A 13,230-nucleotide genomic window follows, 5' to 3' on the forward strand; every position below is an offset into this window, starting at 1 on the left:
GGCGCGATGGCTTTGCGCTTTGTGATGGCGAGATTGATGACTGTGTCACCAGCATTGCCGTGCCCATTATGGTTGACCGACTTGGAGCACTCTTCAGCATGGGTGTTGTTGGCCCCCAAAACCGCATAAAGCCGCGACTTCACACGCATATTTTACCCGTTCTCAAAGAAGCAAACATACGCGCTGCAGCTGCCATTCAGCACTGCTCAATTGTTGATGCCGAGAGAGCAAATTTGGAGGCTCTCTCCGGCGAGTTGGAGGCAACTCGAAATACTCATTAATTAATTTCTATGGGAGGATCTTATGAATAGAAGAGAATTTGGTGCACTGGTTGTTGCTGCTGCAGCGGCTGCCGGGCCGTTTAGAGCTTTTGCAGATGAAACCTGTCAGTCACCTTATATGCCCAAGATTACCGGGCAAGAAGAATTCGTTTATGTCTGGACACTTGGCGTTGAGGGAATGGGCGATGAGCAAGATAAGCTTGTTACCATTGATCTGCGGCCAGACTCGCCCATGCGCGGTCAGGTGATCAACAGTCTTTCTGTCGGTGGACGGAATGAAGCGCATCATGGTGGTTTTTCAGCAGATCGTCGCTATTTCTGGACTGGTGGTCTGGATACCAATCGCATCTTCATCTTCGACGTACACACCGATCCATCAAAACCATCCCTGCACAAAACCATCGAGACTTTTGTCAAGGATTCAGGGGGCGTTGTTGGGCCACATACATTCTTTGCCCTTCCCGGCAGCATGATGATCACCGGGCTTTCCAATGATGATGATCACGGTGGGCGTACGGCACTGGCTGAATACAACGATACCGGCGATTACGTGGCGACTTATTGGATGCCAACCACCAGCGACATGCAAGGTGCCGTTGCTGTGGGGGATGCTGTGGCGGACGGTTATGGCTATGACATTCGCGCACTCATTCGCAAGAATATCATGTTGACCTCCTCCTTTACTGGCTGGTCAAACTACATGATGGATTTTGGCCAGATGCTGCAAGATGCCGACGCGATGAAGCGGTTTGGCAATACGATCGTTCAATGGGATCTGCATACTCGTCAGCCGCGTAAGGTCTTCAACGTGCCGGGCGCTCCGCTGGAGATCCGCTTCCCATGGGGCCCAAATGCGAACTATGCATTCTCTACGACCGCTCTCACCTCCAAACTCTGGCTGATTTATGAGGACGACAGTGGGGAATGGCAGGCCAAAGATGTAGCGGATATTGGAAACCCTGCGGACATTCCGCTTCCCGTCGATATCTCCATAGCTGCTGATGATCAGACACTGTGGGTCAACAGCTTCATGGATGGCAAGACGCGGCTCTTTGATATTTCCGATCCGCATAACCCCTCTCAAATTTATGAGAAAACCATCGACCGTCAGGTCAACATGGTCAGCCAGAGTTGGGATGGGAAACGGGTCTACTTCAGCTCTTCCTTGCTGGCAAACTGGGACAAAAAGGGTGACGACGATGTGCAATATCTGCGTGCATACACCTGGGATGAGAAAGAGCTGATCGAGGACTTTGATATCGATTTTTACAAGCTCGGCCTTGGCCGTGCGCACATCATGCGTTTTGGCAGTTCTGAGCTGTACACCAGCTAGATCAAACTCGTTTTGGGGCAGCACGCGTGTTGCCCCATGCTTTTCCAACTCATTAGGTCTGATGCATGCGTGTATTGAAAAAGTTCCTGGTCTTCAGTGGTGTTGCAGCAACACTTCCAGCACTCTGGTATACCTTAATGGCCGGACAAGCTGCTCCCACTCGCCCATTTTCAGATGCCTTTACCCCTCATGAAGAGTTTCAGTTTGATCCTCCCAAGCCGGGTTCTTACACGCTGAACCGGTTTAGGACGGCGCCAGATGGACGGGTTCTGGATGTAAATGGACAGACACATTCATTTGCAGCACTGACCAAAGGCAAGATCAATCTGGTGAGCTTTGTCTATCTGATGTGCGGCGATGAGAATGGATGTCCAATCGCCATGTCGACGCTCTTTGAAATTCACGATGCCAGCGAGAAGCTGCCCGGACTACGAGAAGACGTTCAGCTGATCACGATCAGCTTTGACCCTGCCCGCGATACGGTCGAGGCCATCAACTCCTTTTCATACCCCCTTCAAATCGATGCGAATGCTGATCAGAAGCTGAAATGGCACGTGCTTACGAGTTCAGGCATGACAGATCTGCAGCCTATTCTGGATGGTTTTGGCCAAGTCATTGATCGGTCGAATGATCAGGAGGTCATCAATCATCTTTTACGGATGTATCTGATTGATCGCGAAGGCATTGTACGCAACGTCTATGGGCTTGGAACCATCGACCCGAGGCTCCTGATCACAGACGTGGAGACGCTTTTACTGGAAGAAAGCAGGTCATAATGCGCCAGTGGTTTCTTACATGTCTGATTGGCAGTCTCCTGTGTTGGGCAGATGGCGCACATGCACAATCACATTGCATAGCAGACTCAGGAAACTGGTCTGAAGTAGCTTTGATGCGGAGCCTTTCTACCCCGCTTGGACTTCCGCCCGTCCCCCATCCACATGACAACCCGCCGAGTGTCGCGAAGATTGAGTTGGGCCGGAAGTTGTTTTTCGATCGGCGCTTGTCGATCAATCGCACAATGTCTTGCGCCATGTGCCATGTTCCAGAGCAAGGGTTCACCAATTGGGAACTGAGCACAGCTATCGGTGTTGAAGGGCGCAGCCTTAAGCGAAACTCACCAAGCATTTTGAATGTTGGATACCTGGATGTTCTGTTTCATGATGGCCGGGATCATGCATTAGAGACACAGTTTATTGGTCCATTAACCGCGCGAAATGAAATGGCAAATCCGTCTGCGGGACGTGTTGTTGCTCTTTTGAAGGAGCTTGCGGACTATGCGCAGATGTTCGAGGATGCCTTCGAGGCTCAGGCGTCTCTCGACAGGATTGGGATGGCCCTTGGCGCATATCAAAGAACAATCCTTGCGGGGAACAGTCCCTTTGATCAATGGTACTTTGGTGGTGATGAAACTGCTGTTGGTGCCGATGTTAAGCGTGGTTTTCAGGTTTTTAACGGCAAAGCGGGCTGCAGTGCTTGCCATCTGATCGAAGATGATCACACTCTCTTTACGGATGAGCTTTTCCATGACACCGGATATGGTCAGATGCGTGAAGAGAAGCGCCAAAATCCCCCGGCAAGCATTCCTGTGCAAGTTGCCCCCGGAGTGGTGCATCAGATGGAATTTTCAAAAATCCAATCTGTTAGTGCTGAACGCGAAGCTGATCTTGGGCGCTATGAGGTAACAGAGGACCCAGTTGACAGATGGAGATTTCGCACGCCTTCACTGCGTAATCTCACAGTAACGCCACCTTATATGCACGACGGCCATCTCAGTACGATTTCGCAGGTTATTGAGTTCTACGACCAAGGCGGATCACAACTGAGTGGTCAAGACCCACGCATCCGCCCGCTTGGTCTCACAGGTGCAGAAAAACAAGACCTCGAAGCCTTTCTGCAAAGCCTGACCTCTCCTGATCTCGACTGCCTGATAAGCGAAGCAAGAGTATTGCCACCTGATAATCACTAAGGCAGTAACCTAGGTCGATCCCCTCAGACTTGCAGTGCGTGTTGTTATCCGGACTAGAATGCTCATCATCGCTCGCAAACACATTCTACTTCTTGCGCTTTAGCAGATTCTTCAGTTTTGCGCGTCTGCTGGTGTGGCTGTTCAGGATTTTTTCCAGGTTGCCGACTTTTTCGCGCAGGGTGCCCATTTCGTATTTGACTTTGCGGATGTTTTTGTCGTTGAGCAAGCGTGCAACCTGATAAACAGATGCGCTTGCTTCGTTGCGGACCTTATCAAACTCAGTCTGAGCCTTCGCTTCGCTAATCGTGTTGCGTTTCAGATTGAGCAGGATGAGTTTTTGGCCAATTTCATCGATCTCTTTTTCATAGCCTGGCGCAAGTTGCGAGGTTGCGAGACCTACGCGGTGCGCATCATGTAGAGTGTCCAAAGCAAACTTGAGGTACTCGATGCTTTCATCGCCGTCGTCTAATCTGGCATTCGCGAGGTGGTCTTTTGCGGCGGCGGCGTGCTCTTCGGCTTTCTGGAGGATCATCCCGTAATACTCTGCTTCTGATGCATCCAGCAGGTCTTTAACATTTGCCTTGGCTGTTTCCAGAAGCTGGTCAGTCGACGCGATTGCATCTTGAAGGTTGGCTTTTTGCTCTTCATCATCAGCTGGGCCGAAGCTGTCTTCACGTTCCAACTCCAGCTCTTCTGATGGCTTGAGTGTTTCTTCAGGTTGATCCTCTGATTTAGATTGCACCGAACCAGACCTGCGCTTAGGACCTTTTGTACCCTGTTTGTCGAGAAGTTCCTCCATTTTATCAAGGTAGTACTGGAGTGTATTTAACGCTGCCTGAGCACGTCTGATCTCACCTTTGAGGAGAAAGTCTTTTGCTTCAAAGGCCGTTCGGATACCGATGGAATGATACTTGCCGTAGTTTACTGCGTCATCGGCATTCTGGATCGTGTTGCTCAGTTTATTGAGATCAGCAAGGTCTGTTGTTACATCCTCAACTTCCTGTTCCAGCTCAGGAATTTTATCTGCTATGGCTACACCGGAATCGTGCCTTGATTGCAGAGCTTCATTAACAACGCGCAGAGCAAATAACTCAAACTCGGCCTTTTCGAAGTTTTCCTGATCCATCAGCTTTTGTGCTTCTGCTGCATGTTCAGCACCGCGCACCTGCATTGCTTCAAAGATTTCACGGTCCATGCCATCCTGAATGTCTTTCTTCAGAGCCTCGAACTCGGCAAGTTTTTGCTGGCTCTCTTTTATCGTGGCACCGAGCTTTTCTGGATTTTTTGCAAGTGGCACTGCCTCTTGGAGCAGTTCAAGCATGCGATCTTCCTGGCTGAGTATGTATTCACTTTCTTTGTCAGGGCCGAAGCGGTCTCCTTTCCTGATCAGCGCGATACTTCGATCAATAGCCTGAAGAGCTGAGCGTTCAGCATCATCGAAGGCAGCAGCGAGATGCTTGATCTTCTCAAGTTCGGGGCGACGCTTCACAAGCTCTGCGATCCTTTCGCGATAAACCCCAAAGCCTTCGATGAAGCTTGCCTTTGCTTTTACGAACAAGTCTGCGTAGCGTTGCTCTTCACCGTCAATCGCATCGACAGCTGCTTGCGCTTCATGGACGATGTCAACTCCATTGATGTAATCCTTCTTTTGAACCGCTCCTCTTAGTTTCTCAATCAAGTCTTTGGCTTCATTGTACTTTACGTCAAACTCGGAGAGGTCCAATTCCCAATCGACGTATTGGTTGAGCCCCTCACTAATTTTGTCTATCTTATTCTGAAAGTACTCAGCACGTTGGTTCATGTCCCGTAGTTTAAAGGTCGCGATGCTTTCACTTACATTGTGGATTCTATCCATAGCATTGTAGAAGGACTGTGCTTCTGCCAGCTCATATCTCATCTTAGCCATAATGCCGTTTACGTCACCATCTTCAGGTGGTTTGGACAGAGCTACTACTGTTTCAAGCTTTTGCTTTGCTGACTCGAAATAGTCGTTGAACTGGGCTTCACGATCCCCACGACAATAGTCAATCCAGTCACTGTAAGAGGCCTCAATGATATCAGAGAGTGTCTCGACTTCGGCAAGGATCTCCTCCTTTTGAATCCCGAAGACAGTGGTATCAGCATCGCGTGGCGCTTGCGCGTCAAGTTCCGCTCTTACAGCTGCAACACCTGCATCACCGAGAGCATCCACCATGATGTCCATAGCTTTTTCGACATCTGAAAACTGCAGGACTGCTGTCTTTCCCTCTCCAGAGTTTACCAGCTCCAGAGCTTTATCCAGACCAGCTTTCGCAGTGGCATCCGCATTTTCAAAAACTTTCAAAATCTCTGGGAACTTAGCAACGGTGTCTACAAGCTCCGACATTTTAATGTAGTCAATCAGCATATCCGTCAATGTCATGACGACTTTATGTTCTGCCTCAAGCGCAGCACTCTGTGCTGCCTCACTCGCCTGTCTCATGCTCTGCCGGTGTGTTTCAGCCAGATCCAAAGCATCTCGAGATGCTGCAACATCTTGTTTTTCTACGGATATTTTGAGTTCCGCAATGTTGTCCATTGCCGTCAGATAGGCATCATCTAATGCGGACAGATCAATCGCCCAGCCACCCAAGTTTTCACGCACTTTGTAAATATCTTCGAATGCAGCAAGGTAGTATTTGGCTCCTTCAGAGATGCCGTTGAGCTGCGACGTCACGATTTGCTTGCTGACATCAAATGCATTTTCCATGTCACGGTAGGCTTTTTTGGCCTCTGTGATTGGCTCTCGTATGCTCGTGATGAATAGGTCCTGATTGACTTTCATCCGTGGGCCAGGTGTCATCATTTGGTCAGCGCCTGTAAGCCAATCCATCGCTTCATCGATTGAGGCGTTTGCCAGTTGGAATGAGTTCTGGAACCGTTGGAGGTAGTCCCCTTCACAGAAACGTCCCCAAACTTTATTCCCCTCTTTGACAGCGTTTTTCAGCTGTTCGACCTCAACGCGAAGCTGCTTTAACTCCCTGACGAATAGTGCAATTTCTTCCTGCTCTTCTTTTTCCGCCAGTTGCTCTACAGTTAGAGTTTCCTCTTCCACTTCAGATGTTTCCGTACCTGCCTGATAGCTTTCCGGTTGCTTTGGTTTTGGCGGATTGGCGACAAAAGCGTCCAGATTGACCATAGCTTGCTTCAGGTCTGCCAGCGCGCCTCTGGCATCTGTGATGCGGCTTTGGCTGATGTAATCAAAGGCTTCTTTGGCGCAGCCTTGGGCGATCATCCTGAAACTGAGAAATTCCCCACGAAGTTCATCATTTACAATGCCATTCGCAACGTTTTCATAGGCTTGAATTCGTCCCCAGGCCTCTTGCACCTCAAGCTTCAGGCCTGCAACTTTGGCTGCTGTTTTTGCGCCGCGTTCCAAGGCGATTTCGAGGCCGCTGAGAGCAATCTGGGTGTTATCGATTGCATCGTCGGCGTCTTCGTATTTCTTACGTTTGAAGAGATTTTCCGCCTGATCAGAGTACTCGACAGCTCTATCGTATAGATTATCGAAAATTGCTTCTTCTTCTTTGTCTTTGAAGACATCGCTACGATCATTGAACTCGGCAATATTTTCTCGCAGTCTGTCCAATGTCTGCATGAAGAGCTCGGTATTTTCCTCCTGAGTAGCAGCTGTTCTGATCCCCTGGAAGTACTGCAACTTGTCGACATGGTTTTGCAGGTTTGTAATGGAGGTCTGAGCGTTGGCGGTGACCTGATTGGCCTCGCTCAGGTTTTCATTTTTCACCGCTGTTTCTGCTCGATTAAGGTTGAACTCAACTTCGCCCGCGATAGTATCGAACCTTTTGAGGTAAATGACTTTTCTCTCCTCTACCTCTGCAAATTTCACAAATTCAGAGCGACGGGAGAGCAAAATATCGGCTTGTTTTTGCAGTAAAGCGATCTGATCCTGTGCAATCTCAAGAGCCGATTGTGCCTCCACGGCAATCTCGTGCATCTCTGTGAGGTCAAGCTTGACCTTTTCAAGCTTATCTTCTGCGGACAGCACTTCACCTTTCAATAGGTCAGATTGCGCCTCTGCAATGGCGCTACGCGCAGACTTATCCGCCTTCCTGAAGACAGGCAGAAGTCCGTTGTACTCACTCACCAACCCTTCCTGAAAGACCAACTCATCCACCTTCTTTGTCAGCTCAATCGCATCACCAGCAAGCAGTTTCACTTCGTTCTCGTCATCATCGTCCTCTTCAGAGGTCCCTTCAGAAGACGCGATGCTTTGCAACATAACTTGCTGCATTTCGATGAAGCCGTTTTCAGCGCTCTCTGCCGCTTTTTCGGCCTCAATGCCGTTGCCTGCAGCGACCAGAGATGATGCTTGCTTGCAGTTAGTTACGACCGCCTCATGAAGCTTCTCAAATTCTACCAAGTCTTTGGAATTATGCTCTATTTCGGATTTACGTGTACTCAGATCAGCAGCTGCTGTTTCGGTTGATTGAACTCGGTACTCGATATCTTTTTTCGCGTTTGCAGCGTGTTTTTGCGTTTTCTTCAGCAGGTCTTTCAACACCGCAAGATTGATAGATGCGGCTTGTAGACTTTGCTTGGCAACAGAGATGCTGTTGCTGTTCAATGCCGTGTTCAGATCCCTAATGTTTTCAGCAGCCTGCTCGTAAGCCCCGTCAAAGCGAGACAGATCAATGTTCCAGGTTTCAATACTGGCGCGTTGCTTATGGACATCATCCAGTTTCTTCTTGGCTTCAGCTGCTATCCCCCTCATGCTATCGAGAGTAATGTCCTGGCCTTCCTTGAAGTTGGACTGCATCACGCGGAGATATTCTTCTCCACGGTCCATGAAGGCCTGCAGTTTACCAAGGTCAACAAAGCCTTTTTTATCTGGCTTGTTCATGATGTCATTGGCTTGCTTCACATTGGCTTCTGCCAGCTGCTTGGCATCTTCAAACACCCTTTGAGTGACGTCTTCAATAAAGACATCAGTTCGTTTACCAGCTATATGTACTGCTTTAGCAAGAGACCTTAAGTTCCTGCTTACTTTAGATAATTCCTTTTGATGAATACGCTTGCGTTCTGCCAGATCCAGAACAGCCTGCTGTTCTTCGGCTTTGTCTTGCGGGGGTTGTTCTGCCTGAGAAACAGAGACTGTTTCGCCACCTTGCCCATTTTCGCTGTTCGGCACCTGATCATCATCAGGTAGCTCAAACCTGACCTTCATCGTCTTTAAGACTGCATGCGCCCAGTTTTCGTGCTCTGGAGGGAGGTTATTCTCAGGCATTTGGAAACTCCGAAGTTCTGGAAACTGCTGTTTCACACTTTAATCGCGCTGCGCATAATTATGCGTTGTCGCTCTTCGGATATGGGAAAAATCAAGTCTTTCGCTGAAAATTGCGTTGCCGATACTTGGTTAAGTTAAGGTAAGTTTAGATCCAGTCTGGATTTGTATTTGAGGCAAGATTTAAATACACAAAATGCGATGGTTATTACGCAATGCACACAACGGAAATTGGCCTTGCGTTGGTTTGCGTTTGCTTGCGTTGAAATGTGAGCGTAACGGCTAGAGAGCCCACAGGCATTCTTAAGAAAGAGATTCAGAAATGCCTGTTAATGTACTGATTTAAATAGTATAATCTTCATTTTACATCTGTAAACTTTGCTCCAACATCGGCAAACAAGGTTAAGTCGTTTGCTGCGTCGGTTAGCGTTGTTTCGTAAAACTCTCCATCCACTATAGCTTTATAGAAGGCGTCCAACTCAATCCGGAACGGGTCTTCATAGGACGGACCAATCACCTCTTTGGTGGTCTGTTCATCGGTTGAACGAGTGATACTAAGTTGTGTCGGTAGATTACGAATGTACGGCGTATCATAGGTCACATGGTACCGCTCCGTCTGGGTCAAAACTTCGATGCCTGCATCGAATTCAGCAATGTCAGAGATGACAGCTTCGTACAGCGCGGTGAAGTGACCATAATCAAACAGGACCATCACCGTTTCCCCACCATGCTGTTTGGCGTAGCTCACTGCCTTTGGCATGCCGAGCAGATCACGCATGGCGGAGAAGCTGTGTGAGGACAGCCCGGTCAGGACCTGATAGGCGCGCAACTGATCTTCGCTGGCGTTCTCCCCCATGATCTCACGGAGCATGGCTGTGGTGCGCTGTTGGCCTTCGCGGATGATCTCCTGCGGGACATCGCTACCGCGGACAACGGGGCGCGTCTGGCGGGTGAAGTATGGCGCTTCGCGGATGATATCGCGGATGCGGACATGGCGGATGTTTGCCAGATCCGGCATGCGGTCCTTCAAAGCGAGGAAGCTGCGGGAATATCTGCGCATGTAGCCAACGAATACCACGCTGTCGCTGTTCTTTTGCGCTTCCAACAACGGTGGGATCTGGTGTTTGTTGAGGCAAACCGGCTTATCGATGAAGACATGCTTGCCGGCTTTCATTGCCTCTGACAGAAGGTCCGCGTGTAAGTGATCCGGTGTCAGAATGAAGATTGCATCCAGCGAGCGGTCTGCAATCAGGTCTGAGGCTGCAGCATACCGCTTTGCAACACCGTAGCGGTCGCTGATGTACTCCATAAGCTCGTTTGAGACATCGCTGATGGCCGAGATGGTAAAGCGGGCATCATCTGCAAGAAGTGGCAGGTGCATCAACTGAGCGACTTCGCCCAAGCCAATAATTCCGACGGACAGTGACATTGTTCTTCCTCAGACTTAAGCGAGTTTTGCAATAAAGGAGAAGTTGCGGCGGGCGAGTTCCAGCGATGTTTCACTTGCGTTTTCAGCAATATCCTGCTCAACAACAACCGGTCCCCGGAAGTCCCTTGCCCGCAGGACGTCCATAACCGCCGCAATATCAACGGCTCCATCTGCAAGTGGGCACATGACCCCTGCAGCCAGAGACGCAGGAACGCTGAGTTCGCCAGACAGAACGCGCGTGCGTACAGCTGGATCAACGTTTTTCAGATGCATGTAATCAATGCGGTCCCATTTGCGCTGCATATACGCCAGTGGGTCCTGATCCCAGAACGCATGGTGGCCTGTATCAAGACACAGGTTGAGCGGTGTGTTTTGCAGCAGGTCATCAATCTGAGTTTCCAGCTCAACACATGTGCCGATGTGGGGGTGGAAGCTCAGTGCAACACTGTGGGTCTCAGCAAGCATTGCATGGGCCTTTGTAAGGTCCTCATACATTTGTTCTCGTGCGGCCAGTGTCATCACACCGAGCTGTTCTGGCGGATAGACGTTGCTTTCATCCATCACCACCAGATGCTTAGCGCCAAGGGATGACAGGAGTTGACCTTGTGCCTGCATGTCTTCATGGAACCGGGCGCTTGTTTCCAGTTGGGAGAACGTGTGCACGTGGGTTGCGCCGATCAAGGTGAGATCATGCCTCGTCAGCATGGCTTTGAGCGCCTCTGTGTCCCTTGGCAGGTACCCGAGCGGGCCAAGCTCAGTCCCCTTGTAGCCTGCGCTTGCGACCTCTGCCAGATACTCCTCTGGCGCGTATGCGTTGCCTGTTGGATAACAGACGCCCCATGAACACGGTGCATTCCCGATCAACATGCCGTGCTGTCCTATTCCGTTACTATGTATATTGGATTGGAAAGAGCCCGGATAATGGGCTGTTCCAGTATGTCTGCTTCAGTGAGCCCCAAAGGAAGCTTTTTGCCTTTGAACGCCCCTAAAAATTCTCCAAGCAGCTCGGTGTGGTTTTCACGCGCAACGATCTCAGTTCGCAGGAATCCTGTAGCTGGCTGGTTGAAGGAGATCTGCTGTTCATCATTGATGAGAACATCTTCTTTCCGCAAGCCGGATGCATCCACCCAGCGCAACACATCCCCTTTGGCGCCTTTGACGTGCACGGAGAAACTTGTGGTACCTGTTGGCACTTTATCCCCCATGCGCACCAAACCGGAGGTGAGCGACAGGTGCGGGCCGTCTGGCCCTTCGGTCACATACCCGAGCCCTGCTTTCATGGCGTTCAGAACAGCTTTCTCGCTGAGTTCATCCAGCCAGAGCACTGTCGTCGGGCGAGCCAGCACAAGCGGCCCTTCCGGTAACAGTTGGTCGGGTTGATGGTAGTCGCTGCCACCGATCAGGGAAATCTGATGCCCCTCACTGAGGCGCTTTTGATAGCGTGCCAGTGATACCCAGTTGTACATGAGCCATGCAGATTGCCAGACCTCCATGCAGTCGATCTCTGGCAGCTCGTAGGTCCAGTCAATCGGCGGTTTGTCGTGATTGATGGAGAACAGACCGCCGCGGTCATGAGCCGCTTTGGCGACGATGTGGGCGTGATCTGGCCTGGTCATGCGGAAGTCGAGCCAGTCATCAATGCCGAAGACATTGGCGTGGCCGACTGCGGTTGTGACTTCCATGCCCCTTACGAAGACCAGATCCTGTGAGGAATGCCGGTGGAAATATCTGCGCTGGGTGGTGGTGTTGTGGTCCGCGATTGCCAGAAAATCCAGCCCTGCCTGTTTTGCAGCGGCGTGGAGCAGCTCAGGCGCGCCGCGTGCATCGGAATGAAAGGTGTGGCAGTGCAGATCCCCCTTGTACCACCCTGCCCCTTGGCGCACCGGATTGGGTGTGACGGGCTGTGGCGCAAGCTTTCTGGATGTCTGATCAAAGGAAATGGAGAGCTCTATGTCAGCGCCGTTTTCCGGCACTTTGTAGAGCCCCAGGATAATCTGCCATGTGCCCGGCTGGATCTGGCCATGCACATAACCCGGTGTTGCATCATCCAGCGCGATGAAGAAGCTGTCGCGGGCGCCCCCGCTCCAGCCACGAAACCCCGAGATTGCCGGAAACGGCGTGATCTCGGGATCAAGGCATCCAAGATCGATGATACAATCCCTGGCCTTGGGGTAGTTCAGCAACACGTCAAAGCGTGTCGTTCCTTCCGGCACCTCAAATTCCAGATAGAAGTACGGATCTTTGAGCTGATCCGCCTTCGTGATGTGGTGCTGTAATTTGAGGTGATCCAGAGTGTCACTCATTGTCCAATGCCAATCTGTTTCCGTCTGCATCAAACAAAGAGACATGCTGGCTGGAGAAGCCGAGTGCTACATCTTCTGACAGGATGATGTCATCATCCGTGAAGATGCGGGCGGTGAAACGGGCAGCATCTGGACGCTCGATGGTGACGAGCTTTTCCGCGCCCATGTTTTCATTGGCAAACAGTTTGCCGCGCACCACGTTTTCTTCTTCAGCTGTTGCCCGCAGATGTTCCGGGCGGACCCCCAGCGTGATGTTGGGGTTGATGGCAACGGCTTCTGCAAAGGACTTTTGCATCGGCAAGGCTACAACTTCCAGACCATCAGCTTTCACCTTCAGGCTGTTGTCTTCCACCATCGCTTCCACTGGCAGCAGGTTCATGGGCGGGTTGCCGACGAAGTTTGCTACGAAGGTGGTGGCTGGTTTGCGGTAGATTTCCATTGGGGTTGCGAACTGAACAATCCGGCCCTGATCCATGACCGCAACACGGGTGGCAAGCGCCATGGCTTCGGCCTGATCGTGCGTGACGTAAACCGAGGTCATGCCCATGCTGTGCTGCAAATGGTGCAAGAAGCCGCGTGCTTCCAAACGCAGCTTGGCATCCAGATTGGAGAGCGGCTCGTCAAACAGGTAGACCTGACTTGGGTTTACCAGCGCACG

At 50.8% G+C, this 13,230-nt stretch carries 8 protein-coding genes and 1 pseudogene; 4 read left to right on the forward strand and 5 right to left on the reverse strand.

Annotated features, from left to right (window positions below; genetic code table 11):
• From PPL9_RS33695 to PPL9_RS24745, 4 genes and pseudogenes are all read left to right on the forward strand, one after another.
• Positions 1-281 (forward strand): annotated as a pseudogene (locus tag PPL9_RS33695) (hypothetical protein); the annotation flags it as partial.
• 22 nt (positions 282-303) lie between these two features.
• Positions 304-1,614 (forward strand): selenium-binding protein SBP56-related protein, encoded by a 1,311-nt coding sequence (locus PPL9_RS24735; RefSeq protein ID WP_057465204.1) that lies wholly within the window; start codon positions 304-306, stop codon positions 1,612-1,614.
• Positions 1,615-1,679: 65 nt separating this feature from the next.
• On the forward strand, positions 1,680-2,390 hold the full coding sequence (locus PPL9_RS24740) for an SCO family protein (RefSeq protein WP_057465205.1): 711 nt from the start codon (positions 1,680-1,682) through the stop codon (positions 2,388-2,390).
• Between the two features lie 113 nt (positions 2,391-2,503).
• A complete protein-coding gene (locus PPL9_RS24745; RefSeq protein WP_208989608.1) occupies positions 2,504-3,580 on the forward strand; it encodes a cytochrome c peroxidase in 1,077 nt (358 codons plus the stop codon).
• 85 nt (positions 3,581-3,665) lie between these two features.
• On the opposite strand, the gene PPL9_RS24750 is transcribed toward PPL9_RS24745, so the two are convergent.
• The 5 genes from PPL9_RS24750 to PPL9_RS34400 form a co-directional block, all read right to left on the reverse strand.
• Entirely contained in the window at positions 3,666-8,843 is a 5,178-nt protein-coding gene (locus tag PPL9_RS24750; RefSeq protein WP_057465207.1) for a hypothetical protein, read from the reverse strand.
• A 355-nt stretch (positions 8,844-9,198) separates the two neighbouring features.
• Positions 9,199-10,269: a Gfo/Idh/MocA family oxidoreductase gene (locus PPL9_RS24755; RefSeq protein WP_057465208.1), complete on the reverse strand. Its 1,071-nt coding sequence runs from the start codon at positions 10,267-10,269 to the stop codon at positions 9,199-9,201.
• A gap of 15 nt (positions 10,270-10,284) precedes the next feature.
• Entirely contained in the window at positions 10,285-11,136 is an 852-nt protein-coding gene (locus tag PPL9_RS24760; RefSeq protein WP_082597103.1) for a sugar phosphate isomerase/epimerase, read from the reverse strand.
• Between the two features lie 11 nt (positions 11,137-11,147).
• Positions 11,148-12,572 (reverse strand): CehA/McbA family metallohydrolase, encoded by a 1,425-nt coding sequence (locus PPL9_RS24765; protein WP_057465209.1) that lies wholly within the window; start codon positions 12,570-12,572, stop codon positions 11,148-11,150.
• The coding region (locus tag PPL9_RS34400) for a TOBE domain-containing protein (RefSeq protein ID WP_244273462.1) at positions 12,565-13,230 on the reverse strand (666 nt) is incomplete at its 5' end. The genes PPL9_RS24765 and PPL9_RS34400, both read right to left, overlap by 8 nt.

Origin of the sequence: Pseudovibrio sp. POLY-S9, from assembly GCF_001431305.1 — a bacterium.
Taxonomy (GTDB): domain Bacteria; phylum Pseudomonadota; class Alphaproteobacteria; order Rhizobiales; family Stappiaceae; genus Pseudovibrio.